The organism is Rubrivirga marina (genome assembly GCF_002283365.1).
Classification (GTDB): Bacteria; Bacteroidota; Rhodothermia; order Rhodothermales; family Rubricoccaceae; genus Rubrivirga; species Rubrivirga marina.
In genome coordinates, this window is sequence record NZ_MQWD01000001.1 from 2,467,985 (window position 1) to 2,494,528 (window position 26,544).

At 72.3% G+C, this 26,544-nt stretch carries 25 protein-coding genes and 1 tRNA gene; 21 read left to right on the forward strand and 5 right to left on the reverse strand.

What is annotated here, in order from left to right; genetic code table 11:
- The first annotated feature begins 13 nt into the window (after positions 1 to 13).
- The 6 genes from BSZ37_RS10090 (at position 14) to BSZ37_RS10110 (ending at position 3,329) form a co-directional block, all read left to right on the forward strand.
- Positions 14 to 583 carry an HmuY family protein gene (locus BSZ37_RS10090; RefSeq protein WP_095510430.1) on the forward strand — a complete coding sequence of 190 codons (570 nt, stop codon included), beginning with the start codon at positions 14 to 16 and terminating at the stop codon, positions 581 to 583.
- A 99-nt stretch (positions 584 to 682) separates the two neighbouring features.
- Positions 683 to 769 (forward strand) — tRNA-Ser (locus tag BSZ37_RS10095).
- A gap of 206 nt (positions 770 to 975) precedes the next feature.
- Positions 976 to 1,119: a hypothetical protein gene (locus BSZ37_RS21985; protein WP_179299560.1), complete on the forward strand. Its 144-nt coding sequence runs from the start codon at positions 976 to 978 to the stop codon at positions 1,117 to 1,119.
- Between the two features lie 177 nt (positions 1,120 to 1,296).
- Complete coding sequence (locus BSZ37_RS10100; RefSeq protein WP_095510431.1) at positions 1,297 to 1,761, forward strand: protein-disulfide reductase DsbD domain-containing protein; 465 nt, start codon at positions 1,297 to 1,299, stop codon at positions 1,759 to 1,761.
- The gene (locus tag BSZ37_RS10105) at positions 1,758 to 2,687 is read left to right on the forward strand and encodes a M20/M25/M40 family metallo-hydrolase (protein WP_095510432.1); all 930 of its coding nucleotides are present in this window, start codon (positions 1,758 to 1,760) and stop codon (positions 2,685 to 2,687) included. Before BSZ37_RS10100 ends, BSZ37_RS10105 begins: the two co-directional genes overlap by 4 nt.
- Positions 2,688 to 2,837: 150 nt before the next feature.
- Entirely contained in the window at positions 2,838 to 3,329 is a 492-nt protein-coding gene (locus BSZ37_RS10110; RefSeq protein ID WP_095510433.1) for a CAP domain-containing protein, read from the forward strand.
- A 33-nt stretch (positions 3,330 to 3,362) separates the two neighbouring features.
- On the opposite strand, the gene BSZ37_RS10115 is transcribed toward BSZ37_RS10110, so the two are convergent.
- A complete protein-coding gene (locus BSZ37_RS10115; RefSeq protein ID WP_179299561.1) occupies positions 3,363 to 4,385 on the reverse strand; it encodes a histone deacetylase family protein in 1,023 nt (340 codons plus the stop codon).
- Complete coding sequence (locus BSZ37_RS10120; RefSeq protein ID WP_095510434.1) at positions 4,382 to 5,671, reverse strand: HD domain-containing protein; 1,290 nt, start codon at positions 5,669 to 5,671, stop codon at positions 4,382 to 4,384. Before BSZ37_RS10120 ends, BSZ37_RS10115 begins: the two co-directional genes overlap by 4 nt.
- Positions 5,672 to 5,728: 57 nt before the next feature.
- Between BSZ37_RS10120 and BSZ37_RS10125 the strand changes: the two genes are divergently transcribed.
- The 5 genes from BSZ37_RS10125 to BSZ37_RS10145 all read left to right on the forward strand — a co-directional run bounded on the left by BSZ37_RS10125 (position 5,729) and on the right by BSZ37_RS10145 (position 11,712).
- A complete protein-coding gene (locus tag BSZ37_RS10125) occupies positions 5,729 to 7,102 on the forward strand; it encodes a polysaccharide deacetylase family protein (RefSeq protein ID WP_143537621.1) in 1,374 nt (457 codons plus the stop codon).
- A gap of 134 nt (positions 7,103 to 7,236) precedes the next feature.
- Positions 7,237 to 9,360, forward strand: coding sequence for a PAS domain-containing protein (locus tag BSZ37_RS10130; protein WP_095510436.1), 2,124 nt, complete (start codon positions 7,237 to 7,239; stop codon positions 9,358 to 9,360).
- Complete coding sequence (locus BSZ37_RS10135) at positions 9,357 to 10,037, forward strand: TIGR04282 family arsenosugar biosynthesis glycosyltransferase (RefSeq protein ID WP_179299562.1); 681 nt, start codon at positions 9,357 to 9,359, stop codon at positions 10,035 to 10,037. Before BSZ37_RS10130 ends, BSZ37_RS10135 begins: the two co-directional genes overlap by 4 nt.
- Positions 10,038 to 10,075: 38 nt before the next feature.
- Positions 10,076 to 11,155: a class 1 fructose-bisphosphatase gene (fbp, locus tag BSZ37_RS10140; RefSeq protein ID WP_095510438.1), complete on the forward strand. Its 1,080-nt coding sequence runs from the start codon at positions 10,076 to 10,078 to the stop codon at positions 11,153 to 11,155.
- 95 nt (positions 11,156 to 11,250) lie between these two features.
- Positions 11,251 to 11,712, forward strand: coding sequence for a porin family protein (locus BSZ37_RS10145; RefSeq protein ID WP_095510439.1), 462 nt, complete (start codon positions 11,251 to 11,253; stop codon positions 11,710 to 11,712).
- Between the two features lie 96 nt (positions 11,713 to 11,808).
- Here the strand turns inward: BSZ37_RS10145 and BSZ37_RS10150 are convergent, their stop codons facing one another.
- Together BSZ37_RS10150 and BSZ37_RS10155 are read right to left on the reverse strand one after the other, a co-directional pair.
- Complete coding sequence (locus BSZ37_RS10150; protein ID WP_095510440.1) at positions 11,809 to 12,282, reverse strand: hypothetical protein; 474 nt, start codon at positions 12,280 to 12,282, stop codon at positions 11,809 to 11,811.
- 156 nt (positions 12,283 to 12,438) lie between these two features.
- Positions 12,439 to 12,930, reverse strand: a complete 492-nt coding sequence (locus tag BSZ37_RS10155) for an Hsp20/alpha crystallin family protein (RefSeq protein ID WP_095510441.1) — start codon at positions 12,928 to 12,930, stop codon at positions 12,439 to 12,441.
- A gap of 171 nt (positions 12,931 to 13,101) precedes the next feature.
- Here BSZ37_RS10155 and BSZ37_RS10160 point away from each other — a divergent pair, with 171 nt between their 5' ends.
- From BSZ37_RS10160 to BSZ37_RS10200, 9 genes are all read left to right on the forward strand, one after another.
- Positions 13,102 to 13,881, forward strand: a complete 780-nt coding sequence (locus BSZ37_RS10160; RefSeq protein WP_095510442.1) for a hypothetical protein — start codon at positions 13,102 to 13,104, stop codon at positions 13,879 to 13,881.
- A 94-nt stretch (positions 13,882 to 13,975) separates the two neighbouring features.
- Positions 13,976 to 14,761 carry an enoyl-CoA hydratase/isomerase family protein gene (locus tag BSZ37_RS10165; protein WP_095510443.1) on the forward strand — a complete coding sequence of 262 codons (786 nt, stop codon included), beginning with the start codon at positions 13,976 to 13,978 and terminating at the stop codon, positions 14,759 to 14,761.
- Between the two features lie 134 nt (positions 14,762 to 14,895).
- Positions 14,896 to 15,900, forward strand: coding sequence for a phosphoribosylformylglycinamidine cyclo-ligase (gene purM, locus BSZ37_RS10170; RefSeq protein WP_095510444.1), 1,005 nt, complete (start codon positions 14,896 to 14,898; stop codon positions 15,898 to 15,900).
- Positions 15,901 to 15,951: 51 nt separating this feature from the next.
- Positions 15,952 to 16,998 carry an NAD(P)H-dependent glycerol-3-phosphate dehydrogenase gene (locus BSZ37_RS10175; protein WP_095510445.1) on the forward strand — a complete coding sequence of 349 codons (1,047 nt, stop codon included), beginning with the start codon at positions 15,952 to 15,954 and terminating at the stop codon, positions 16,996 to 16,998.
- A gap of 68 nt (positions 16,999 to 17,066) precedes the next feature.
- Positions 17,067 to 17,735 carry an AlbA family DNA-binding domain-containing protein gene (locus BSZ37_RS10180; RefSeq protein WP_095510446.1) on the forward strand — a complete coding sequence of 223 codons (669 nt, stop codon included), beginning with the start codon at positions 17,067 to 17,069 and terminating at the stop codon, positions 17,733 to 17,735.
- Positions 17,736 to 18,170: 435 nt separating this feature from the next.
- The gene (locus BSZ37_RS10185) at positions 18,171 to 18,647 is read left to right on the forward strand and encodes a hypothetical protein (protein ID WP_095510447.1); all 477 of its coding nucleotides are present in this window, start codon (positions 18,171 to 18,173) and stop codon (positions 18,645 to 18,647) included.
- 36 nt (positions 18,648 to 18,683) lie between these two features.
- A complete protein-coding gene (locus BSZ37_RS10190; protein ID WP_095510448.1) occupies positions 18,684 to 19,130 on the forward strand; it encodes a hypothetical protein in 447 nt (148 codons plus the stop codon).
- Positions 19,127 to 19,936 (forward strand): hypothetical protein, encoded by an 810-nt coding sequence (locus BSZ37_RS10195; RefSeq protein ID WP_095510449.1) that lies wholly within the window; start codon positions 19,127 to 19,129, stop codon positions 19,934 to 19,936. Before BSZ37_RS10190 ends, BSZ37_RS10195 begins: the two co-directional genes overlap by 4 nt.
- A gap of 3 nt (positions 19,937 to 19,939) precedes the next feature.
- A complete protein-coding gene (locus tag BSZ37_RS10200; RefSeq protein ID WP_095510450.1) occupies positions 19,940 to 23,350 on the forward strand; it encodes a carboxypeptidase regulatory-like domain-containing protein in 3,411 nt (1,136 codons plus the stop codon).
- On the opposite strand, the gene BSZ37_RS10205 is transcribed toward BSZ37_RS10200, so the two are convergent.
- Complete coding sequence (locus BSZ37_RS10205) at positions 23,278 to 24,117, reverse strand: hypothetical protein (RefSeq protein WP_095510451.1); 840 nt, start codon at positions 24,115 to 24,117, stop codon at positions 23,278 to 23,280. The genes BSZ37_RS10200 and BSZ37_RS10205 overlap by 73 nt on opposite strands.
- 70 nt (positions 24,118 to 24,187) lie before the next feature.
- Between BSZ37_RS10205 and BSZ37_RS10210 the strand changes: the two genes are divergently transcribed.
- Positions 24,188 to 26,539, forward strand: coding sequence for a DNA gyrase/topoisomerase IV subunit A (locus BSZ37_RS10210; RefSeq protein ID WP_095510452.1), 2,352 nt, complete (start codon positions 24,188 to 24,190; stop codon positions 26,537 to 26,539).
- Positions 26,540 to 26,544: the final 5 nt, after the last annotated feature.

The window sequence follows — 26,544 nt, forward strand, 5'->3', positions numbered from 1 at the left end:
CCACCGCCGTCCCATGACCCGCCTTCTCGCGCTCGCCGCCCTCTTCGCTGTCCTCCCGGCCGCCTCGCAGGACGCCCTCCTCATCGAGGACGTCCCCACCGTCTCCGCCGGCATGGGCACCGCCGACGGCCCGTTCACGCTCCTCTCGCTTCGCGACGGCTCCGTCGTCGTCCCCTACGACGCCGCGACGCGCGCCGACTCGGCGTCGGCGGCCTGGGACCTCGGTCTCCGCGGCACGGAGGTCATTCTCAACGGCGGGGCCAGCGGCCCAGGCGGGATCGAGGGCGCGCTCGTCGCCGAGCCCTTCGAGTCGGTCCTCGGCGTTCCCAGCGACGTGGTGGCCGACGGCGCAGGCGAGTGCCCGCGTGGCGCCGCGCGCGTCGTGTGCCACGGCTCGGGCAACGGCTGGTACCTCTACGCCGACAACGGCGTCGAGCCGCTCGCCGACCGCACGCTCGTGATCCGCCGCGCCGACGGGACGGCCGCGAAGGTCCGGTTCGTGAGCTACGAGCTCGGCGACGCCGTCGGCGACGTCCGGCCGCGCTACGTGACGCTGGAGGTCGCCCCGCTCGTGGCCGAGTAGGCCCGCCTCGGCGCCGAGGCGGGCGGCCTCGCGTTCCGGGACTCTTCACTCGACGCGCCGGACGCCGCTTGGGGCGGTGTGTAGATTGGCCGCCCCCACGGAGGGGTGCCAGAGTGGTCGAATGGGGCGGTCTCGAAAACCGTTGTGCCCTCACGGGTACCGTGGGTTCGAATCCCACCCCCTCCGCTTCGCGCTCCGCTGGCCAGTTCGGCCGGCGGGGCGCGTTCCGTTTGGGGAGGCCTGCCGGGGCGATCGATGAATTTCGCGGGGCGCGGGGGCGACGGGTCCGGACGGCGTACATAGCGCGCGGATGGTCCCACGTTTGCGAGAGGAGAGGTGGGCCTGTCGCGAGCGGCCGTCCGTCAGCCACCGCCCACCCTGCCCCCACACCCTTGGCAACTCTCGTCGGCAGCACGCCCGCCGTCCACCCCACGACCCCGTCGCCGCGCCGCGGCGACATGATGGGGCTCGTCTTCTTTGTCGTCCTCGTTGTCCTCGGCCTGGTGGCCGTCGCGATCTCGTTCATGAGGCTCTGACCGACCAGGGGCTGGTCTCCGACGTTCGACTGGCCGGGCTCGCGCCCCGTCGGCTTCTCCGGTCGGCGGGGCGCTCGCACGTGGGGAGGTCATCTAAAGGGGCGTTCGGGACGAGAAGCGGCGGTGGACGTCTCGCGTTGCCGGTACTTTTTCCCGCCCCGTCTCGTTCGCCGTCGCATGTACCGAGTCCTGATCCTACTTCTCAGCGTCGCCGCACTCCCGGCCGTCGCCCAACCGCGGGCGAGCGACCTGGTCGAGTGGCGCGTCCGCGCCGACCGGACGGCGCCGGGTGCCGAGGCCCGCGTCGTGCTGGACGCCACGATCGCGCCCGGGTGGCGGCTCTACGCGCTCGACTCGCCCGTCGGCATCCCCCTGACGATCGCGTTCGACGCGCTGCCGTCGGGGGTTCGGGCCGGGCGGGTGGCCCAGGCCGAGGCGCGTGAGGGCTACGATGCGGTATTCGAATCGAAGTACCCGTACTTCGCCGGGACGGGCCGCGTGGTCCAGCGGCTCCACGTGGGCGAGGGCGTCGCGGCCGGGACGCACGAGGTGGCCGGGGCCGTCCGCTTCGCCGTCTGCGACGACCAGATCTGCCTGCCGCCGACGCGGAGGGCGTTCCGCGTGCCGCTCGTGGTCGAGTGAGCGGGTCCCGGCTCGTCCTCGGTCTCGCGGTCCTCCTCGTCGGGTGCCAGACGAACGCCCCGTGGCCCGTCGTCGAGACGCCCGCGGCTCCAGCCGCGCCGCTCCTCGTCGACGCTGGCCAGTTGATGGCCGACGTGACGGCACTGGCGGATGACGCGTACGAGGGACGCCGTGCCGGGACCGAGGGCGGCTACCGCGCGGCCGACTACGTCGAGCGACGGTTCCGAGAGGTCGGGCTCGAGGGCGCGTTCGAAGGACAGTTCCGCCAGCCCGTCGTGCTCCCCCAGGGAGGCGAGGGCGTCAACGTCGTCGGGCAGATTTCGGGGACCGTCTTCCCTCAGCAGGCCCTCCTCGTGACGGCCCACTTCGACCACCTCGGCGTCCGCGCCGGCCAGGTCTACAACGGGGCCGACGACAACGCCTCGGGCGTGGCAACGCTGCTGGCGGTCGCCGAGGCGTTCCGAGCCGATCCGCCCGAGCACACAGTCGTGGTCGCCGCGCTCGACGCCGAAGAGATGGGCCTCGTCGGCGCGCAGGCCCTCGCCGAGGCACCGCCGGTCCCACTCGGCGCCGTCCTCGCCGTCGTCAACCTCGACATGGTCTCGCGCGGGCCGCTGTGGGTCGCTGGGGTCGCCCACTACCCGCACCTCGGCGCGCTCCTCCGCGACGCCGGGCTCGACCTCCGTTTCGGTCACGACACTGGGCAGGGGACGGACAACTGGACCGGCGCCTCCGACCACGCCGTGTTCCACCGCCTCGGCGTCCCGTTCGTCTACTTCGGCGTCGAGGACCACGCCGACTACCACGAGCCGACGGACGACGCAGCCCGGATCGACCCCGCGACGTTCGGGAGGGCCGCCGACGCGATCCTCCGCGCGGCCCGCGTGCTCGACGGGAGTCACGCCGAACTCGTCGCCGGGCGCTAGACCGCAGCGGCCCGTGGCCGACTCGGTCCGCCGCGGCGTCGAGGCGGAGGGCGGATCAGGGCGCCGTGGTGGAGGGAAGCCGTTCCGACGGGCGTGGCTGATTGAGGCGGTGCGGCACTGGACGAGGAGTCTTCAAACGCCTCGGTCCCCATGCGCCCGCTCTGCCTGTTCCTCGCCGCGTTCGTCGCCCTCGCGGGCTGTGACTCCGTGGGGCCCGGCATCCCAGTGACGCCCGAGGCGGACGCCGACGCTTGGGACGAGATGCTGGTCGCCGTCAACGACCTCCGAGCCGAAGGCGCGACCTGTGGCGGCGAGTGGATGGCGCCGGTCCCGCCGCTCGTGTGGGACGCCCGGTTGGAGGCCGCGGCCCATCGGCACTCCGACGACATGGCGGCTCACGACCGGTTCTCGCACCGCGGCAGCGACGGGCTCAGCACCGGCGAGCGCGTCCGGCGGGCCGGATACGACTGGCGCGTCGTCGGCGAGAACATCGCGCGCTACCAGCGGTCGGTCCCCGAGGTCCTGGAGGACTGGGTCGAGAGCCCGGACCACTGCCGCCAGCTGCTCAGCCCGCGGTTCTTCGAGATTGGCGCGGCCGAGGTCGAGGGGTACTGGACGCAGGTCTTCGGCGTGCCCCGGTGAGGAGCGGGCCGGGGCTGCAATCCGCCCCCACCGCTAGAGCCCGTGCCGTTGGCGGACGGCGGCCGTCAACGGGGAGAGGTCGATCGGGGGGCGAGACGTCGGCCCGAACGGGTCGTCGATGACGGAGGTGGGGTCGACGAGGCGCCGGAGCACGGCGGTGACGCTCGCGGCGAGGACGTCGGGCAGGTAGCCCCCTTCGAGCGTCACGACGAGCCGGCCGTCGGCCTCGGCGTCGGCGACCTCTTGGATCACGCCGACCGTGTCGACGAGCCCGGCGACGCTCATGTTGAGCCCCGCCAACGGGTCGAGGCGGTGCGGGTCGGCGCCGAAGGAGAGGACGACGAGGTTGGGTCGGAACCGAGCCGCGAGCGGGGGGAGGAGGTCGCGGTAGAGCCCCGCGACCTCGTCGCCGGCCCCCGCTGGCAGGGGGAGGTTCACGGTGGCGCCCTCGCCCGCCTCGGCGCCGGTCTCCTCGAGGCGGCCGGTGCCGGGGTAGATCTCGGCCTGGTGCGACGACACGAAGAGCACGGACGGGTCGTCGTAGAAGCACTCCTGCGTTCCGTTCCCGTGGTGGACGTCGAGGTCGATCACGAGCACGCGGTCGGCCCCGTGCTCCATCTGGGCGTGGCGCGCGGCGATCGCCGCGTTGGCGAGCAGGCAGAACCCCATCGCCTGCGCCGGCCGCGCGTGGTGGCCCGGCGGCCGGGCGAGGGCGAACGCGTTGTCGGCGCCGCCGGCCATCACGGCGTCGACCAGCGCGAGCAGGTTGCCCACCGACTGGCGGACGACCTCGAACGAGTCCGGCGTCGCGTACGTGTCGATGTCGAGGTCGCCGCCGCCGCTCTCGCAGAAGGCCTCCACGAGGTCGAGGTACTCGGGGAAGTGAATCCGCTCGAGCGCCTTGCGTGGGGCCGGCGCGGCGTCGAGGCGCGGCAGGGCCGCCAGGGCCGGGTCCGCCTCGATGGCGTCGCGGACGGCCTCCAGCCGAGCCGGGCGCTCGGGGTGGCCGGGCTGGGCGTGCCGCGCGTGCTCGTCGAGGAACGTGGTCGCCGTCACGGGGCGACCGGCTTGGGGAGGCACACGTAGGCCCGCTCGCGGCGCGCTTCGAGAGCGCCGGCCGTCGGCGCGTCCGCGGCCTGACTCAATTCGCGGACCGTCCCGTCGCGCTGCAAGATGCAGATGCTCTCGCTCGCCGCGTCGTACGCCGCCAGGCGAGCGGTGCCAGTGGCCACGTAGAGGTCGGCGTCGCGGGGGGCGTCGTCGCGGGACGAGAGGCCTTCGGCGACGAGCCAGGCGGCCGTCCGTGCTCGCCAGTCTTCGACCTGGGCGTCCGTCGGGGGCGCGTCGAGCGGTGTGGTGCGAAAGAGGTCGCGATCCAAAAACCGCCGCGCGAGATCGGCCAGGACGTGGTCGTGGGACTCGGTCCAGCGCTTGATGCTGTACAGGACGTCGGGGTCGTCGAGGGCCGTGTAGGCGTCGAGGAGCGCGTCGTGGTGGTCGGCGTCGGGGTCGATGTCGTCGGCCGTGGCCTCCTCGGCGAGGAAGAAGGCGAGGCTGGGGGCTGTGTGTTCCAGGGCCGGGTCGGTGCCCCACCGTTCGCGGGCCCGCGCGAACGTCGCGCGGAGGACGTGGTCGGCGGCGAGGACCGTCTTGTGGAGGTATACCTGCCAGTACATCAGCCGTCGGCTCAGGAGCACGTTCTCGACAGCGTAGGCGCCCTTGGCCTCGATCACGATCCGCCCCTTGTGCACCCGCATCGTCTTGATGATCCGGTCGACGCCGACGACGCCCTCGGCTACGCCCGTGTAGAACGAGTCCCGCCGGAGGTAGTCGAGCCGGTCCATGTCGAGTTGGCTCGCGACGAGGCTGTGGAAAAACGGCCGCGCGTACGTCCCGTCGAAGATGGCGAGCGCCATCGCGAGGCGCCCGCCGAGGCGGCGGTCGAGCCGGGCCATGAGCGCCCGGCTCATCCGCTCGTGGTGGAACCGGCGCCCGCTCGGCCCCGGCCGCAGGAGCTGGTGCTCGAGCGTGTGCGAGAACGGCCCGTGCCCGATGTCGTGCAACAACGCCGCAGCGCGGGCCCCGTCGATCTCGTCGACGTCCATCAGCGTCCCCTTCTCGCGGATCGTGTCGAGCGCCTCGCCCATGAGCGCCATCGCCCCGATCCCGTGCTCGAACCGCGTGTGGACGGCACCCGGGAAGACGAGAAACCCGAGCCCCAACTGCCGAATCCGCCGGAGCCGCTGGACCTCCGGCGTCTCGACGAGCTCCAGCACGAGCCCCTTCGGGACGGAGACGAACCCGTGGACGGGGTCATTGAACAGAGTGAACCGACTCGACACGGAGGGCTTGCAGGGGAGAGGGGAGGCGGTCTACCCTCCCGGCCCGCCGAGGTGCCCATGTCGCGTTTGCTCCCCTGTTGTGTCGACGTGCCGTCCGCGGAGGGCCTGGTGCGGTACGGGCTCGACGAGCTCCTCCGCGGTCTCGGCCTCGCGCCCGAGTGGACGCACAGGGACTCGGCCCGCCTCGGCGTGTCGACGGAGGAGGGGAGGGGGGACGGGCTCTGGCTACGGATCACCCCGCAGGCGCTCGCGGATCTGGCGACACCTCGGCTCCGCACATCCGCCGAGGCGGGCCGGGTCAAGATCGACGGGGAGGCGTGGCCGGTGCCGGTCGGGCCGAGCGGGCCCACCGACGCGCTCGGCGACCTCGTCGCCGGCGCGGCGTGGTGGCTGGCGGGGCTCCAGGAGCGAGCCGTGTCGGAGCGCGACCGGCATGGGCGGTTCCCGTACGCCCGATCCCTCCAGGCCGCGCTCGGCGCCGCGCCCGGCGGCCCGCTCCGCCCGGCCGTCGACGTGTACCGCCGGCGGCTTGCGGCAGCGCTCCGCGAGGCCGGCATCGACGTGCCCGGGCGGACGTGGGACGGGGCCCCGTGGGCTGTCGCGCTCACCCACGACCTCGACGCACTCCGCACGCGGCGGCTTCGGGCGTTGGTCGGCGGGCTCCTGCGCGGCGACGTCCGCGGCGCCCTCCGCCAGGCGCTCGGCCCCGACCGTCGGTGGACGACGACCGAGGCGCTGGCGGACCTGGGGCAGCGGCATGAGGCCCCGGCGACGTGGTTCGTCAAGCCGGGCCAGTGGACACCGGAGGACCTCCCGGTTGATCTCACGGCGCGGGCCGACCGCCTCCGCACGCTCGTCGCAGACGGAGAGATCGGCTGGCACCCCGGCTACGGCGTCCACGACCACCCCGCCCGCTGGAACGCCGAGGCGGAGCGGTTCGAGTCCGCGATCGGCACGCCGCCGCGTCTCGCGCGGACGCACTTTCTCCGCTGGTCGGAGCCCGAAACGCCGCGCGCCCTCGCCGGCCGCGGCGTCCGGATCGACAGCACGCTCGGGTTCGCCGAGCACGAGGGGTTCCGCCGCGGCACGTGTCACCCGTTCCGCCTCTACGACCTCGACGCCGACCGCCCGTCGGACCTGTGGGAGGTCCCGCTCGCGGTCATGGACACGACGCTCACCGACTACCGCGGGCTCGACCCTGAGGCGGGCGCCGAGGCGATCCGGTCCATCTTCGAGGCGGCCCGCCGGCGCGGCGGTATCGCCGTCGTGCTGTGGCACAACCAGATCGGGGGGGACGACGCGGCGTGGGACAGGTGGGTGGACACCCTCGACCGCGAACTCGGACGGGCCCGCGACGAGGGCGCCCGCCTCGGTCCGCTCGCAGGCCTCCTGAGCGCCTGGCAGGGCGATGCGAATCAAAAACGCGTGTAGAGGCCACGCGGCTGGCGCTTGGCACAGCGTTCTCATGAGAGACGGGCACGGACCCCCGTGACGAGCTTGCGTCCGCGCAGCCAGCGGGGATCTCACCTCTCTGCCGCCTGTTCTCGGTCGCCCCCCTCCCGCCCATGAGCTCATTGCGTCCGCTCGCTTCCGACACGCTGGACCGCCGCCTGCTCGACGTGCTCCCCGTCGGCGTCGCCATCTACGAGCTCGACGACCCGGGCGACCCGGCGACGCTCCGCATCCGGTATGCGAACCCGGCCAGTGCGACGGTGGCGGGTGTCGACTTGCGCGCCCGCACCGGCGAGCGGCTCGCGGAGGTGGCCCCGGTCGCGACCGAGGCCGGCTTGCTCCGGCTCTACGCCGACGTTCTCCGGTCGGGCCAACCGCGCGATCTGGGGGCAGAGGGCGACCCGACCGGGAGCGGCGCCGCGGTCCGCGCGATCCCGCTCGACGACGGGGCTCTCGCCGTCGTGTCGGAGAGCGCCAGCGAGGGCGCGCAGGCGCTCCAGGACGCGCAGGCCGACCTCGCGCGGGAGGAGAACCGCTCGCGGACCCTCCTCGACGCCATCGGTGACGTGGTCCTCGTGTACCCGATCGGGCCGGAGGGGCCAGGGACGTTCCTCGTCTTCAACGACGCCGCCGTCAACCGCTACGGCTACTCGCCCGACGAGCTCCGCGCGATGACGGTCCACGACCTCATCGACTCGGACCGCTTCGACGCCGAGGGGGCGCTCACGGAACTCCGCCGGACGCGGCGGGCCACGTTCGACTCGGTCCACCGCACGAAGTCCGGCGACCGGCTCTACATGTCCACGCACGCGCGGCTGGTCGAGCTCGCCGGGAAGCTGTGCGTCGTCGCCCTCTGCCGCGACGACGCCGACCGCCGCCAGTTCCGCCGCTCGATCGCGCGGTCGAACCGCCAGCTCGAGGCGTCCGTCGCCCAGCGCACCCGCCAGCTCGAGGCGTTCTCCGAGGACCTCAAGATCCTCCACGCCATCACGACGGCCGAGCACGACTCGCCGGCCGACCGGTTCGACGCCTACCTCCGCGCCGGCTGTGAGATGTTCGACCTGCCCGTCGGCATCCTCTCCGCGACGCCGGTCGACGAGGTCACGGGCGAGAGGATGTACCGCCTGGAGGCCGTCGTCTCGCCTGACCCCGGATTCCACCCCGGGCTGACCGTCCCCCTCAGCGAGGCATTCTGCGACGCCGTCGTCGACCTGGGCCACACCGTCACCTACGGCGACGCGCAGGAGCAGGCGCCGGACCACCCGGCCTGCGTGGCCCGCGGCCTCCGCGCGTTCATCGGCACGCCGGTGACCGTCGACGGCGCGCTGTTCGGGACGCTCAACTTCGTGTCGCCGGAGCCGCGACCGGAGGGGTTCTCCGACGTCGAGCGCGACCTCATCGAGGTCATGGCCCAGGCCGTCGGTCGCCGGATCGAGGCCGACCGGGCCGAGGCGGCGGAGGCCGCGAGCCGCGAGCGCTACCGCGCCATCGTGGAGACCGTCGACGCCGGCGTGATCGTCGTCGACACGAACTTCGAGGTGGTCATGTCGAACCCGTCGGCCCGCGAGTTCCTCGGCCTCGACGTGGCCCACGACGCGGAGACCGACGACCTGCCCGACCGCTGGCCCGTCCTCGACGCCGACGGGACCCCCCTCACGCCGGCCGACCTCCCCGAACGGGAGGTGCTCCGGACCGGCGAGCCCGTGCGCGGCCTGGTCCAGGGCATCGTGCCGCCCGGCAAGCCGGTCCGCTGGTACCGCGTCAACGCGACGCCGCTCGACCACGACGGGGACGGGACGCCCGAGGCGGTCGTCGTCTCGTTCCACGACGTCACGGACCTCCGGGCGACGGCCCTCGCCGCCGAGCGGTCCGAGGACCTCCTCCGCGCCGTGCTCTCGGCATCGGCCGAGGGCGTCATGGCCTACCGCGCCGTCCGCGACGGCGACGGGGCCGTCGAGGACTTCGAGTGGCTCCTCGTCACCGACCGGGCCGCCGAGATCGTGGGGCGCGACGCCGACGACCTCGTCGGCCGCCAGCTCCTCGAGGAGTTCCCCGAGGTGGCCGAGACCGACGTGTTCGAGGCGTATATCCGCGTCGTGGACGAGGGCGAGCGCTTCGAGGGCCCGACGCCCGACGTCGAGGTGCTCGACCGGCCGTGGTGGATCCGGGCCGTCCCGCTCCGCGCCGTCGACGGGCTGGCCATGCGGTTCGTGCCCCTGGACGAGGCCGGCTCGTGAGCCGTCCCGCGCTGATCGTGTTCGCGAAGGTGCCGGAGCCCGGGCGCGTCAAGACGCGGCTGTGCCCGCCCCTCACGCCCGAGGAGGCCGCCGGCCTCTACGAGGCGTTCCTCCGCGACGCGCTCGACCGCTACGCCCGCCTCGGCGCCGAGGCGGCCGGGCCCGCCGTCCGGCTGTACCTGGCTGGGCCCGACGACCTGGACGGCGTGCCGTCTGGCGTCGGCACGTTCCGCCAGCGAGGCGACGGGCTCGGCGAGCGGATGCTCCGCGCCTTCGTCGAGACGTTCGCCGCTGGCCACGACCGCGCCGTTGTCGTCGGGACCGACCACCCGACGCTCCCGGTCGACTTGTTCGGCATCGCCTTCGAGTGCCTCGACGACCCGCTCACGGCCGTCCTCGGCCCGAGCGACGACGGCGGCTACTACCTGCTCGGGCTCAACGACATCGTCCCGGACCTGTTCGACATGGACTACAGCCACCCCGACGTGTTCGAGGACACGCTGGAGCGCGTGATGGAGTCCGATCTCACGCCGGTCGTCCTCCCAGCCCACTACGACGTGGACGACGGGCCGGCGCTGGCGCGGCTGGTGGAGGAGTGGCGCGATGGGGCGGAGGTCGGGGAGCGCACCGACGGGGTGCTCCGATCCCTGACCGAGGGGGGACGGCTCGGGGCGTAGCTTCCGGCGACCCGTTCCCCCGGAAGCGACTTCCCCTTATGCAGACTCAGACGACGGCCCGGCCGAACGGCGCCAACGGTGCTGGCAACACGCTCGCCACGGGCGGCGGCGCCTTCAAGACGCTCGAGCAGTTCATCATCGAGCGGGAGCAGGACGCGCCGGGCTCGAAGGGCCAGTTCTCGCGCCTCCTCCGCGACATCGCCGTGGCCGCCAAGATCGTCGACCGCGACGTTCGGAAGGCCGGGCTCGTGGACCTCTTCGGCGAGACGGGGGAGATCAACGTGCAGGACGAGGAGCAGAAAAAGCTCGACCTGCTCGCCCACGAGGAGTTCGTCCGTGCGCTCCGCCGCGGCGGCGAGGTCTGCCTGATCGGCTCCGAGGAGCACGCCGAGGCGATCCCGCTCCTCTTCGACGACTGCCAGGGCAAGTACGTCGTCCTGTTCGACCCGCTCGACGGCTCGTCGAACATCGACGTCAACGTGTCGATCGGCACCATCTTCTCGATCTACCGCGTGCCGGACGACCACGTCGGGCGCGTGACGATGGAGAGCGCGCTCCAGTGCGGGCGGAAGCAGGTGGCCGCGGGCTACGTCGTCTACGGCTCGTCCACGATCCTCGTCTACACGACCGGCAACGGCGTCAACGGATTCACGCTCGACCCGTCGATCGGGGAGTTCTTGCTGTCGCATGCCAACATCCGGACGCCCAACCGCGGTCGGATCTACTCGATCAACGAGGGCAACTACAACTCGTGGGACGACGGCCTCAAGCGCTACATCAAGTGGATGCAGCAGGAGGACCCCGACGACCCGGACCGGCCCTACACGACGCGCTACATCGGCTCGTTCGTGGCCGACTTCCACCGCAACCTGATGAAGGGCGGTGTCTACATCTACCCGTCGAACACGCGGGACCCCAACGGGAAGCTGCGGCTGATGTACGAGGCCAACCCGATGGCCTTCATCGTGGAGCAGGCCGGCGGCCGGGCCGAGACGGGCTCGGGCCCGATCCTCGACGTCGAACCCCAGGCGCTCCACGACCGGACGCCGGTCTACATCGGGAGCCCGTCGATGGTCGAGGACGCCATCGCGTTCCTCTCCGGCGAGCGGACCGCGTGAGTGCGTCGAGGGAGGCGCCCTCAGGAAAGCCTCAACAGGCGGTGGGATCGTCGCGCCAGTGTGACCGTTGGCGGCGTCCATTCTCCCTACCGCCCATGCGCTTCTCGCTCCTCGCTCTCGCCGCTCTCCTTTTCGCCGCCGCGCCGCGCGCCCAAGTCTACCAGGGCCTCGTCGAGCTCGGCGGCTCGGCCTCGTTCCAGTCCACCGAGGGCAACACGGTCTTCCGGCTCGCGCCGGCCCTCGGGTACTTCTTTACTGACGCGCTCGAAGCCGGCGTCCGGCTCAATTACGTCAAGTTCGAGAACGTCGACGGGAACGGGACGCTCTTCGTGTTCGGGGCCTACCACTTCGGCCGGCCCGGCGCGACGACGGTCCCGTTCCTGGAGGCCAACCTCGGGACGAGCATCACTGACGACTCGGACCTTGTGTTCGGCGGGCGCGGCGGGGCCAAGTTCTTCTTCCTCCCCGGCGGCGCCCTCACGGCCGACGGGTTCGTCTACACGACGGGCGACGTGACGACGGTCGGCGCCGAGGCTGGCGTCTCGATCTTCCTGTAGCCCCGCCCGCGGGCGCCTGGCCACGGGCGCCCGAAATGACACCGCCCGCCTCGGCACGTTGACCGAGGCGGGCGGTGTGGTGGAACGCGAGGTGAGCTAGAAGCCGAGGGCGACGCCGCCCATGATGGTCAGGGCATCTGGACCATCGCCGATCGTGTATCGGGCCTGGGCAAACGGCTGACCAAACCCTGTCGGGTTGAAGAGGACGCCTCCAAGGACGTTGAGGCCGAGGTCTGTATCGCTCGTCCCTCCCGCATCGACATATCCGACAGCGAGGCCAGCCCCTGCGTAGGGCGCGACCATCGCGCCGTTGAACTGGGCCACAGCGTTGAGGTCGAGTTGGAGAACCGTAACGTCGTCCACGTCAACAAACTGATACTCGATCGCAGGCTGGGCGGTGAGTGAGATCGGAACGTTGAGCGGGAATCCGAAGCGGGCTCCGACGCCGAGCACGACGTTTTCTGAATCGAGGTTGTACCCGAGGTAGGGCATGAAGGCGCCCTGGGCCTGAGCAGGAGCGAACGCGGCGGTGAGGCCGAGAAGGGCGAGGGCGAGAGCGAACGTGCGCATGGAGGGGGGAGGTGGGGGGCTGAGAGGAGAACCGGAAACGGGTCAGGAAACCGTCACCGGCGGCGGGGAGGCCGGAGCGCTTCCGCGGCCGCTTCAACGACCGGCGCCCCGGTCCGTTCGGGCCGGGGCGCCGGGAAATCAAACCTTGTCTGGGACCTAGGCCTCCACGAGCTCGGCCTCCTCGGGCTGGCGCTCGCCGTCGGCCTGGGCGCGGCTGCCGACCGGGATCCGGCGCGGCTGCTTCGCCTCGCTCTTGCCGATGCGGACGGCCAGCACGCCGTCGTCGTACGTCGCCTCGATGGCCTCGGGGTCGACGTCGGTGCCGAGGCTGACCGAGCGGAAGAACCGGCCGTGCGCGCGCTCGACGCGGTGGACGCGGCCCTCGGAGCGCTCGGCCGTCCGGTGCCGCTCGCCGCTGATCTTGAGCGTGCCGTCGTCGAACGTCACGTCGAGCGAGTCGCGGTCGATGCCCGGGAGGTCGAGCAGGAGCCGGTACGCGTCGTCGGTCTCGACGACGTCGGCGCGGGGGCTCCAGACGGTCCGCTGGTCGGCCTCGCGACCGCCGGTGAACACGTCGTCGAAGAGGCGGTCCATCTCCCGGCGCAGGACGGCGAAGTCGCGACCGGGACGGATCGGGAGAGTCGTCATGGGAGTGGGGGAGAGTGGGACAAAAGGACACCCGCTCGGGTGCGAGGATCGACCCTGCAGACCTCGTGCCACCTCCGTTATTGGAAAAAATGTCAGTCGGCCGCTTGTCACTGTGACAGTCGGACCCCCGCTGCCGCCGCCGGGTACCGACCGCGCGCCCTCCGCCCGACCGTGACGCCCGACCTCCCGCCCGTCCCCGACGCCGCCCCACCGTTCGGTCGCCCTCAGCCGCTCGACCTTACGTTTGAGGGCTTTCCTGTTGAGGGCTACGAGGCGCTGGCGGCCCTCCGGGACGACCCCCACATCGGCACGTACCGCGACCTCAAGGACGTCCTCGACCGCGCCGTCACGGCGCCGTTCAAGCGCTACCGCGACGACCTCGCCGTCAACTGGGTGATCCCGAACGCGCTCCCGTTCGAAACCGAGCGGAACGTGTTCTCGCGGATCCTGAAGAACGACTTTGGCAGGGGCGGCTCGCACAGCCACCTCTGGATGAGCTTCTACCGCCCGCCCCGGAAGCGGCTCAGCGACGTGCAGCTCAGCCACGCCGTCCACCCCGACGCCTTCCGGTGGGGGATCTACGTCGGCGACTACGCCAAGGGCATCTTCCCGGCCGCTCGCCAGCGGCTGGTCGAGGACGAGGGCCGGTCGCTCCCGCTCCTCAACGCCCTCATCGACCGCGGCTACCGCCTCGCGTTCGCACCCCACGTGACGAAGCCGGAGGGCCACCCCGAGTTCACCGAGCCACTCGACGCGATCCCCGAGGACCTCGGCCGGGCGAAGGGCATCTGGCTGATGCGGCGGATTTCGCGTGAGGAGGCCGAGGCGCTCGGCCCCGACCTCGTCGGCGCGGCCATCGACGCGCAGGAGGAGCTCTGGCCGCTGTACCGGTTTCTCGTCGAGGCGCCCGCGCTCGCCGAGGAGACGGCACTCCGACGGGGGAGGCCGTAGGGGAGAGGTGAGGTCGCTCCCTCCACCTCGGTGCTGAGGCGGGGCCGGTCAGTCCGCTCCTGCGATCTTCCATCTCCTCTCCCCGCGTTCCCCCATGCTCCAGGTCTCTCGCGCTGGCTCCATCCTCACGCTCACGCTCGACCGGCCGGAGGTCCGCAACGCCCTCTCGGCTGAGCTGGTCGGGCGGCTGACCGACGCCCTCGTCGAGGCGGGGGGAGACGACAGCGTGCGCGTCGTGGTGTTGACCGGGACCGGCCGGGCGTTCTCGGCCGGCGCCGACCTCGCCGCTCTCCAGGCCCTGAGCACCGCCAGTGCCGAGGCCAACCTCACCGACTCGGAGACGCTGGCTCGGCTTTTCGAGACGATCTACACCCTCCCGAAGCCGGTCGTCGCGAAGGTCCAGGGCCACGCGATCGCGGGCGGGTGCGGGCTGGCGGCCGTCTGCGACATCTCGATCGCGGCTGACGGCGTCAAGCTCGGGTTCACGGAGACGCGGATCGGGTTCGTCCCGGCCATCGTGTCGGTCTTTCTGGTTCGCAAGCTGGGTGAGGCCGATGCTCGCAACCTGTTGCTGCGGGGGCACTTGATCGACGCCGATGAGGCCGAGCGGATCGGGCTCGTCACCCGCGCCGTCGCCCCCGACGACCTCGACGAAGCGACCGATGCGCTCTGCCTCGAACTCGCGACCGAGACGAGCGCGAGCGCCATCGCTCTCACCAAACGCCTCCTCGCCGACGTGCCGTCGCTCGGCATCGCCGAAGGCCTGAGCTACGCGGCCCGCCTCAACGCGCTCGCCCGCGCCACCGACGACTGCAGGGCGGGCGTCGCCGCGTTCCTCGACAAGGAGGACCCTCCGTGGAAGCGGGGGCAGAGCGCGTAGCGCCTCGCGTCGCTCCCTCCGCCTCGGCGTCGAGGCGGGCACGCTCGTTCCGATCCGTCACCCCTCCTCCGCGCCTCTTCTCCTCCGCACCTCCCGTCTCGCCCTAGCTTTCCCGCCGCACCACGCTCCCCCCGATGGCAACGTACAAGGAGGCCGGCGTCGACATCGACGCGGGCGAAGAGGCGGTCCGCCGGATCAAGGGCCACGTCCGCGGCACGTTCACGCCCGGCGTGCTGACCGACATCGGCGCGTTCGGCGGGTTCTTCGCCCTCGACCAGAGCCAGTACCGCGACCCCGTCCTCGTCTCGTCGATGGACGGCGTGGGGACGAAGCTGAAAGTGGCCCAGCGCGTCGACAAGCACGACACGGTCGGCGAGGACCTCGTCAACCACTGCGTCAACGACATCGCCGTCTGCGGCGCGCGGCCCCTCTTCTTTCTCGACTACTTCGCCGCGGGCCAGCTCCGGCCCGACGTCGTGGAGGCCGTCGTGAAGGGGTTCGCGAAGGCGTGCACCGAGAACGGCTGCGCGCTCATCGGCGGCGAGACGGCCGAGATGCCCGACCTCTACGCCCGCGGCGAGTACGACCTCGCGGGGACCATCGTCGGGGTCGTCGAGCGCGACGGGATCGTGGACGGCTCCGCGATCGAGGAGGGCGACCTGCTCCTCGGCCTTCCGTCGACTGGCCTCCACACGAACGGCTACACGCTCGCGCGGAAGGTCCTGTTCGACCGGTTCGTGGCCGGCGACACGCCCGACGTCCTCAAGGGCGAGACGATCGGCGACGCCCTCCTCCGCGTCCACAAGAGCTACCTCGACGCGATCCAGGCACTCATCGCTGAGGGCCTCGCGCACGGGTTCGCGCACGTGACCGGCGGCGGCCTCGTCGGCAACACGTCGCGGATCCTCCCCGACGGCCTCGGGCTCGACGTGGTGTGGGACGCCTGGGCCCGCCCGCCGCTCTTCCGGCTGATCCAGGAGGTCGGCGACGTGCCGGAGGACGACATGCGGCGGACGTTCAACCTGGGCGTCGGGCTCGTGGTCGTCGTCCCGGAGGCCGCGCGCGAGCGCGCGCTGACGGTCCTCGGCGCGCTCGGCGAGCCGGCGTTCGAGGTCGGCCGCGTGGTCCGAGAGGGGTAGGGGAGACCCCGCTGCCTCCGAACCCCGCCCGCCGAACCACGTCCCACCGACATGACACCGACACGCATCGCGGTCCTCGGCGCCGGGAGCTGGGGCACGGCCCTCGCCGTGAGCCTCGCCCGTGGGGGCCACGCCGTCACGCTCTGGGCGCGGCGGGAGGACGCCGCCGCGGCCATCCGGGACACCCGCAGGAACGCGCCCTACCTCCCCGAGGCCGAGGTCCCCGCGTCCGTCGCCGTCACCTCCGACCTCGGCGCTGCCGTCAACGGGGCCGACGTGTGGCTCGTCGCCGTGCCCAGCCAGTCGGTCCGCGACGTGATGGCGCCGCTCGCGGACTGCGTGGCCGACCGACTCGTCGTCGTGTCCGTGGCCAAGGGAATCGAGACGGACACGCTGCTGACGACGAGCGGCGTGCTGCGGGAGGTTCTGCCCACGGCGGATCCGGACCGCGTCGGGGTGCTGTACGGACCGAGCCACGCCGAGGAAGTCGCCCTCGAAAAACCGACCAGCGTCGTCGCCGCATTCTCGGATGGCCGGATCGCATCCCTTGTCCAGCAAGTGTTTATGCGTCCGGCGCTTCGGGTCTACACGAACACCGACCTGGTCGGCGTCGAGGTAGGCGGGTCGGTCAAGAACGTGATGGCCGTGGCGGCGGGGATGGCCGACGGGCTCGGGTTGGGCGACAACGCGAAGGCCGCGCTCGTCACGCGCGGGCTGGCCGAAATCACCCGCCTCGGGCTCGCCCTCGGCGCGGACGCCCACACGTTCGCCGGCCTCGCCGGGCTGGGCGACCTCGTGGTCACGTGCTTCAGTCGGCACAGCCGCAACCGCGCCTTTGGGGAGCGCGTCGGGCGCGGCGAGACGCGTGCGGAGGCGCTCGGGCACTCGACGATGGTCGTCGAAGGCGTCCGGACGACGGAGTCCGTCCGCCAGCTGGCCGATCGGACCGGCGTCGAGATGCCGATCACCGAGGCCGTCCACGCCATCCTGTTCGACGGGCTCGACCCGGCCGCGGCCGTCGGCCAGCTCATGGAGCGCGACCCGAAGCTCGAGGCAGCCCACTTCGACACGCCCGCCTTCGACGGCACCGAGGCGTGAGGCGGGTGGCGCGAGGCGGAAGGTCTCGCGTCGCACCCTCGCGCCTCGATCCTCACGCCTCCACCCTCATGACACACGACGACGTCAAACGGCTCGCGGCGCTCGGGGAGGGGCAGCACATCGAGTTCAAGAACCGCGTCCCGCGTCCGGAGCGGATCGCCCGCGAAGTCATCGCGCTGGCCAACACGGACGGCGGGAAGGTGCTGGTGGGCGTCGACGACGACGGGACAGTGTTGGGCGTGAAGGACGCCCAGGAGGAGTTTTACGCGCTCCGGACCGCGCTCGACGACCGAATCCTGCCGCCCGTCGATCTCCGGTTCGAGCCTGTCCGCGTCAGCCGGACGCGCGAGGTCCTCGTCGTTCACGTGCCCGCCTCGGCGGACCGACCGCACGTGCTGAAGCCCGACCGGCGGCCGGACGGGACGCTCCCCAAGCAGCGCGCGTTCGTGCGCGTGGCCGACCAGTCGGTCGAGGCGAGCCGCGAGGCCGTCGCCCTCATGAAGGCTGAGGGCCGGGGGGACACCGTGACGTTCACGTTCGGGGACGCCGAGCGGAAGCTGCTCCAGTACCTCGAGCGCCACGAGCGGATCACGGTCCGCGAATACGCCCGGATGAACCGGCTGCCCCCGTGGAAGGCGTCCAAAGCCCTCGTCACGCTGGCGCGGGCGGGCATCGTGGCGCTCCACCCGCGTGAGGGCGGCGACGACTACTTCACGGCCGCGCTGACCGGCGAGTGAGTCCGGTGGGTGTCATGGGCTCTGTCTTGTGATCCGGAACGGGGCCGAACGCGAGGGCCGGGGCTGGCTCGCGAGGAGCGCGACGCGGCGAGAGGGATTCGGAACCGCGTGCAGGCCGATCTGGATTCGCGAGACTCGGCCTAGTACTCATGGACTAGGTGAGCCGTCCCGGTGCTTCATCGAAAGGAAGAAAGTGGCCCGTCTCGTTTCGATACGACCCCATTTGGTTGATGCCGTGTTGGATTCTGTCCGGCAGCGGGTTGGGACTCCAAACAGGGGTGTGTGGTATGGGTTAGGAGGTCCTGCAGGCCCTAAGTGATGTTTTTTTATGGGAGTCTGAGGTCCTGTGGAAGCGTTTGCGCACCTGGCGGCACGCGCTTGGCAAAGGGGTCAGCACCCACGGGCCCTTGCCCGACACCCCACACCCCCAGCCTCATGCTCCACCGAATCCTGGCCATCACCGCGATGGCGCTCGTCGCCCTTCCGGCCACTGCCCAGACTGCGACGCAAGACGTCACCGTCGTCGTTCCCGAAGTCGAGTCGATCGCGGTCGGCGCCGGCGCCGTCACGCTCACGTTCACGACGCCGACCGCCGGTAGCGCCTTCTCCGACGCCACGCAGACGAGCTCGTACAACATCACCGTCAACACGGAGGACAACAAGATCACGGGTCTGCTCGACAGCGACTTCGCGACGGGCATCACGCTCTCCGTCAAGCTCGCCGCCCCGTCGGGCGCCTCGAGCGAGGACTACGTCGACCTCTCGACCACGGCCGCCGACCTCGTCACGGACGTCGCGACCGTCAACGCGACGGGCCTCAGCATTGACTACACGGCCTCGGCCACGTCGGAGGCGCTCCCGAACGGCCCTGGCGAGACCAACACGGTGACGTTCACGATCACCGACCAGTAGCCGCTCCCCGCGTCGCTCGCCGGCCTGGCCCGGTCCATGCGTACGCTCGCGCTCTTGCTCCTCGTCGGCCTCGGGCTCGCCCCCGAGGCCGGCGCGCAGGCCCTGGCCGTCTCGCCCTCCGGCGTTGACATCCAGGTCCCGTTCACGGGCGTCGGGTTCGGGACCGGCGTCGACACCGGCTCGCTCCTCCGCTGGCGAGGCCTGCTGTTCAGCCAGACCAAGGTCACGGTCGAGACCGTCACCCCCGCGCAGGCCTACGGGCTGAGCGTCCAGGCGACGAGCCCGTACCTCGGCCGGTCGGCCGGGCGGGTCGTGCTCCAAGACGGCGCGCCGGCCCGAGACCTCGTCACGGACATTCCCGGGACCATCCTCTTCCTGTTCCTCGAGGGGCGGGCGACCCTCCGCTACGAGGCGACGGTCACGGGGATGCCCGCCAGTGGGAGCGACGACCACACCGTCGTCTACACCATCACGCAGCAATGACGCTCCGACTCGCCGTCGTCGCCGCGCTGGCGGCGCTCCTCGCCGCCCCCGCCGCCGCCCAGATCGTCGTCTACGGCGCGCTCTCGCGCGACCGCGACGTGACGCCGGGCCAGGCCTACGAGGAGGTCGTCCGACTCCACAACCCGACCGACCAGCCGCAGCAGGCCCGGCTGTTCCTCACCGACTACCGGTTCGCGGCCGACGGCTCGAACGTGTACCCCGACCCCGGCACCTCAGAGCGCTCGAACGCGCGCTGGATCACGTTCGCCCCGCCCGTGCTCACGCTGCCGGCCGGCGAGACCGTCCCCGTCACCCTCACCGTCGCCGTCCCGGCCGACCTGCCCGCCTCGGGCTCGTACTGGTCCATGCTGATGGTCGAGCCGATCGCCCGCGGGTCCGCCGAGTCGACGCTCGAGCCGGAGGAGGGCGAGCAGGTCCGGTACGGCGTGTTCGAGCGGGTCCGCTACGGCGTCCAGATCGCCAGCCACGTCGGGGAGGCCGAGGCCGTCGCCGAGGTGGTCGACGTCGCGCTCCTCGACCGGGCCGAGGGCGGGCGGATCCTCGCCGCGGCCGTCACGAACCCGGGCGAGCGGATGATCGACGGCCCGGTCTACGTCGACGTGTTCGATGCCGACGGCGTCGCGGTCGGCCGGATCGAGGGCTCGTCGGCCCGGATCTACCCGGGCACGTCGTTCCGTCACCGCGTCGACCTCAGCGCCCTCGACCCCGGCGTCTACGAGGCGCTGTTGGTGATCGACGGCGGGGAAGCCGGCGTGTTCGGGGCGCAGTACACGCTCGAGCTCTAAGGCGTGGCCCGCGCGCTCCTGGCAGTCCTGTTGGCGCTCGCGACCGGGTCCCCTCGGGCGCAGGCCCCGTCGCGGCCCGCCGACCTGGTAGCCCTGGCCGCCTCGGCGAGCCCGGCCGTGACGCCCGCGACCGACGCCCCGCTCCGCGTCCGGACGCCGGGACCCGACACGCTCCTCGTCGCTCCGGGCGGGACAGTCGGTTTCGGGATCCGCATCGACGAGACCTCCGGCCGCTCGCGGGCCGTCCACCTCGACGCGACGCCCCTCGGTGGGTGGCGGACCCTCATCACGCGTCCCACGCTCGACCTCACGGCCCGGGGCTCGACGCTCCAACTCGTCAGCCTCCGCGCCCCGATGGACGCCGAGGCGGGGTTCTACCCGATCGACGTGTGGGTCCGGGCCGACGGCCACACCCCGACGCGCGTGCGGAAGGTCGTGGAGGTGTCCGTGCGGGAGGCGATCGCCGTGATGGTGACCGGCGGCCCCCGCTACGTCCCGGCCGGCGAGCCGTACTCGGCGACGGTACTCGTGTCGAACGGCGGCAACGCGCCCGCGCTCGTCGCGCTCGCGCTCCGGTCCACCGAGCGCCACGCGGTCGACCCCGCTGAGACGGCCGTCGAGGTCCCCCCGGCCACGACCGTGGAGGTCCCCGTCGTCGTGCAGACGGCCGTGCGGCCCACCGCGACGACCGACCGGCTCCTCGTGGAGGCGCGGCTTTCGGGCCGCCCCGGGCTCGCGGCGCGTGGGCAGACCACCGTGGAAGTCATCCCGCGAACGGGGTCGGCGGCCCCGGACCACACGTGGCCGCTCGTCGGCGCGATCTCGGCCGTCGGGCGTGATGGGGCGTCGGTCCCACTCGTGGGGCTGGCGGGGCGTGTCCCGCTCGACCCGGCCGGCCGCCACCAGGCCTCGCTCGTGCTCGCGGGCATCGGCCAGCGGTCCGAGTCGGTGTACGCCGGGACGCCGGAGTGGTGGGCGGAGTACCGCGGGCCGGGCGTCGAGGCACGGGCCGGGACCGGGTCGTACATGCTTTCGCCCGCGACGGCGTCGTCGACGTACGGCGCGGGCGCGCGCGTCCAGCTCGAGCACCGGGGCGTGATCGCCGCCGCCCACGTGCGCCAACCCTTGACCCGCACCGCCCAGGTGCCGAACACGGACGTCGGTGCGACGGTAGGCGCGCGCGGCCGGCTAGGCGAGGCGACCCTCAACGCGCTCATGGGCGTCGGCGAGCTCGGCGGTCGCGTCGTGACCGCCCGGGTCCAGTCGGAGGCGCTGCCGCGGCTCGACCTGGACACCGAGGCCGGGCTCGCGCTCGACCGGATGCGCCCCGTCTACTCTCTCCGCGCCTCCGCCGACGTCGGGCGCCTCGCGCTTGGGGCTACGGCTCGCCGGCGCGACCAGAGCCAGCCCGGCCGCTTTACCTCGCACACGGCGCACACGCTCCAGGGGCGGATGGCCCTCGCTCCGCGTTCCTTCATCCGCGTGAGCTGGCGGGCTGCGTCGCAGGACGCCGGGCGGGGCGACATCCTCCGGCCGTCGTCGGAGGATCTCCTCGACGCGATGGTGGAGGGCACGACGGACCTCGGCGGTGTGACGCTGACCGGCGGCCTCGGCGCTGCCCGTGAGCACCGCGTCCGCCTCGGCCTGTTCGACCGGACGCAGACCGCCGCGCGCGGCCAGTTGGGCCTGGCGTGGCGGGGCGCGCGCCTCCGCCTCGACGGCGACCTCGGACGAGTCACGTTCGCCGACGCGGACGGGGCGACCCCGGGGTGGACGGCCCGACTGTCCACCGGCTACAACGGGTCCTGGGGCCACGTCAGCGGGCACGTCGAGGGCGCGGAAGGCGGCTCGATGTGGGACACGTACGCGTCGCGCCGGTGGCTCGGCGGCGTGTCGGGCGCCGTCCGCCTCGGCGAGTGGCTGCGGCTGCAGGCCGGGCTCGACGTCGGGGAGTACCGCGTCGACACGCCCGAGCAGGCGCTCCGCGACGCGACGGCCTCCGGCCGGCTCGACGCGACGGTCCAACTCCCGGCCGACCGCGAGCTGTCGCTCGGCGCCAGCGTCTACCGCGCCGGCGACTACCGGGCCGACCACGCGCACCTGACGCTCCGCGTCCCGGTCCGCGTGCCGCTTCCGTATCGGGCCGAGGTCGCCCGGGTCCGCGGTCGGTTCGTCGACGCGGGGACAGGGCGCGGCGTGTCCGGGCTCGTCGTGTTCTTCGGCTCGGACCGCGTCGTGACGGACCGCGACGGCGCGTTCAGCTTCGACGCGACGCCGGCCGGCGGCTACCTCTTTGTCGACCGGTCGACGCTCGGGGCCGATCAGGTGCCCCTGACGGCGCTCCCTTTGCAACTCCGGCCCGGCGAGCCGGTCGAGATCGAGATCGGCCGTCGCGTCTCGATCCGCGGCGCGCTCCGGCGGGTCCGGGTCCTCGGCACCGGCGCGCGCACCGACACGACGGACGCCGCCGGGGTGCCCCACGTCGTCGTCGAGGCGGAGGGGACCGGCCAGCGGCATCGCGTCGTCACCGACGCCGAGGGGCGCTTCGACTTCCTCGACCTCCCAGCCGGGGTGTACACGCTCCGCGTCGTCCACGGCCGAATGCCGGAGGGGCACCGTCTGGAGCGCGAGACGTGGCCGCTTCACGTCACGGAGCCGGTCGATCTGTTGTGGCGCGTCGTCCCCGAGCGCCGCGAAATCCGCATCCTGCGCGGCGGAACGATCCGGGCGGAGGCCGCCCCCGCGTCCCGGCCGCTCTTGACCGTCCGGCCTCAACCCGCCGACCCGGTCGCAGCCGCCTCGGCGCCGTCGTCGAGCGAGCCGGGCGCGCGCTCTGACGCCGGGGCCAGCCCGGTGGCCGCTCGCCTCTCTGTGCGGGAGCAACCGGAAGGCCCCACGCCCCAGCCGATCGCGCCCCCGCCGGCGCACTCTGTCGACGCCGACTCCGCGCAGGGCGCCCGTCCCCAGGTCCTTACCGAGCGGGCGAGCGTCGTGACGGCGGAGGCCGGGCTCCCCGTCCCCGCCGAGGGCGCGACCCGGCGGTCCCGTGACGGAGCCTTCCGTACGGTCGGTGCGAGCGCACCGCCGAGCGCGCGTCGCCGAAAGGCGGCCGGCCTCCCTGGGCGTTCGTCGTCGGTCTCGAAGGGCTCGCCGGTCCGCGTCCTCGCGCCGGCGATCGTCGGGCGCGGGCTCCATTGTCTCGCTGGCGGGCCGGAGTGGCCAGGGGCGCCTGCGAGCGCGCGCGACGCTCGTCTCGCGAAGGCCCGGTCGCCGGTGCCGGCTGCGGATGGGACGGACTGCGCCCGGATGTCCCGCTCGCCGTTTCGGATGCCGGCGCCGGTTCAGCAGCCCGTCGTCTCGTGTCGCGCGACGCGGCGGAGGACCACCCCGGGGGAGGCCTCGCTCGAGACGTAGAGCGTGGTCACGGTGACGTTGTAGTGCCACGACTCGTCGAGGACGAGGTCGAGGCGCCCGTCGCTGTCGAGGTCGCCGGCCCAGAGGAGGCGGGGGTGGCCGCCGTCCCGATTCGGCACGCGGGTGACCGGCTGGGTGCTTCCGTTGGGGGTCGTGAGCGAGATCTGCCACTGGCGAATGAAGCCACCCTCACTCGAGTCGGCGACGACGGTGAGCGTGTAGGTCGCGCCGTCGAGTGAGAGCGGATAGGCGCCCGACTCCCGGAGGTACGTCGTCTCGCTGTCCGCGACCACCGAGACCGGACCGTTCGGAAGCGGCCCGGCCTCACGACGGACGAACAGGGTCGAGGGGTCCTCGACTCCCCCGAACTCGTCGACGACCGATGCCGGCGTCGTTACGCGGCGGCCCGTGAAGGGTCCGGTGTCGGGGTCGATGACCTCGTCTCGGGCGGCCTCGACGCGGAGTTGGACGGACCGGAGCTCGGCGCCCGGCCCCGTCGTGTCGACGGCCTGCCACGTCTCGCCGTCGCGGGCGGGGGCCTCGGCGCCGTGGTAGACACCGAGGACCGTGAACACCTCGTAGCCTCCGAGGACCGTGGTGTCGAACCCCGTGTCGAACGCGGTCCGCGTGTCTGGCCGGAGCGGATCGGAGGTCGGGGGCGGTGCGGGAGGGACGGCGTACGGGTCCGGATCGGTCGCCGTGTCGGGGGCGAGGCGGCAACCGGCTAGGACCACCAGCGCACCGAGGCCGAGGAGGAGACGGAGCATCGGCGGAGGTGTGACGCGGGGTGTCAGGGGGCGACGCTACTTTAGCGGCCGTCCCCCTGAGTTCCAAAAGATGCCCGTCGTCGACACGATCCCGCTCCACGAGACGGCCCGCGAGCGGTACCTCACCTACGCCCTCTCCGTCATCACCAGCCGGGCGCTGCCGGACGTCCGCGACGGCCTCAAGCCGGTCCAGCGGCGGATCCTGTACGCCATGTACACGAACCTCCGGCTCGGGCCGGAGTCGCGCCATCGGAAGTCCGCCACGATCGTCGGTGAGACGATGGGCAAGTACCACCCCCACGGCGACACGGCCATCTACGACGCGATGGTCCGGATGGCGCAGGACTGGTCGCTGCGGGCGCCCCTCGTCGACGGCCAGGGCAACTTCGGCTCGCTCGACGGCGACTCGCCCGCGGCCATGCGCTACACCGAGGCCCGGCTCCGGGCGCTCGGGGCCGAGCTCCTCCGCGAGATCAAGCAGGACACGGTCGCCTTCCGGCCGACCTACGACGGCCAGCTGTTCGAGCCCGTCGTCCTCCCGTCGCCCGTCCCCAACTTCCTCATCAACGGGGCCACCGGCATCGCGGTCGGGATGGCGACGAACGTGCCGCCGCACAACCTCGGCGAGGTCGTCGACGCGTGCCTCTCGCTCATCAAGAGCCCGAACGCCCGCCTCGACACGCTCCTGAGGGACGTCCAGGGCCCCGACTTCCCGACGGGCGGGCGGATCCTCAACACGCCCGAGGAGATCGCCGCGATCTACGAGACCGGCGAGGGCCCGATCGACCTCCGCGGCGAGTACGAGACGGAGGGGAAGACGACGGTCATCGTCACGTCGATCCCCTACGCGGTCACGAAGGCCGACCTGATCGAGAAGATCGCTGACCACATCCGGGCCGGGAAGGTGCCCCAGATCGTCGACGTCCGCGACGAGTCGACGGAGGACGTCCGGATCGTGCTGGAGATCAAGCGCGGGGCCTCGGCCGAGGCGGCCATGGCGTACCTCTTCAAGCACACGCCGCTCCAGAGCCGGTTCCACGTCAACCTCACGGCGCTCGTCCCGACCGACAACCCGGAGGTCGCGGCGCCGCAGAAGGTCGATCTGAAAACGGCGCTCCGGCACTTCCTCGACTTCCGGCTCGAGGTCGTGACGCGACGGCTGGAGCACGAGCTCCGCGCCCTCGAGAAGCGGATCCACATCCTCAAGGGCTTCGCCATCATCTTCGACGCGCTCGACGAGGCCATCAAGCTCATCCGGTCGTCGAAGAACAAGGCCGACGCGAACGGCCGCCTCCGCCACCGCTTCCGCCTCGACGAGGAGCAGGCCGACGCCGTCCTCGAGATCAAGCTGTACCGGCTAGCGCAGATGGAGATCGACGCCATCCTGAAGGAGCTCCGCGAGAAGGAGAAGCGGGCCAAGGCGATCCGCGCGCTCCTCAAGGACGAGGACGGCCGCTGGAAGATCGTCCGCGCCGAGCTCCGCGAGATCAAGAAGCAGTACGCCGACGACCGGCGGACCGCGATCTCCGGGCCGGACGCCGTGGTCGAGTACGCCGCCGAGGACTACATCATCAAGGAGGACGTCTACGTCATCGTGACGAAGGACGGCTGGGTCAAGCGCCAGCGGTCCTACACCGACCTCGACGCGATCCGCGTGCGCGAGGGCGACCGCGTGCTCTACGCCCTCGCGGCCTCGACGCGCGCCACGATCGGGTTCTTCTCGTCGGCCGGCCGCTGCTACACGATCCGCGTGGACGACCTCCCGCAGACGACGGGCTACGGCGACCCGGTCCAGAAGTACTTCGACTTCGCCGACCGCGAGACGGTCGTGGGCGTGGCGAGCTTCGACGCGCGCGTGATGCCGGTCGGGGTGCCCGAGGTGAACGGGGTCCCGCAGCCGGAGCTGTTCCAGGGCGACGGCGCGCCGCCGTCCGAGGACGTGACGGTCGGGCCGTACCTCGTGGCCGTGTCGACCGACGGGCTGGCGGTCCGGCTCGAGACCGAGTCGTTCGTCGAGCCGTCGAACAAGAACGGCCGGGTCGTGATGCGCCTCGCGAATGGCCAGCGGGTCGTCAACGCCGAGGTCTGCTCGGGGTCGGAGAACGTGTGCCTCGCCTCGAAGCAGGGCCGCGCGCTGATCTTCCCGGTCCCGCAGGTGCCCGTGTTCAAGAGCGCGGCGAAGGGCGTCATCGCGATGCGCCTGGAGGCCCGGGATGACCGCGTCCTCGGCATGGCCGTCTCGGACGCCGCCCGCCGCGGGCTGGAGGTCGAGACGAGCCGCGGGCGAGAGGAGACCGTCCGGACGACGAAGTTCGACGTGACGAACCGGGGCAACAAGGGCGCGACGATCATCAGTCGGGGCACGCTCAAGGCGGCCACGCCGGACCCCGTCGAGCTCCACCTGCCGGGCCGCGAGTCGTAGGCACC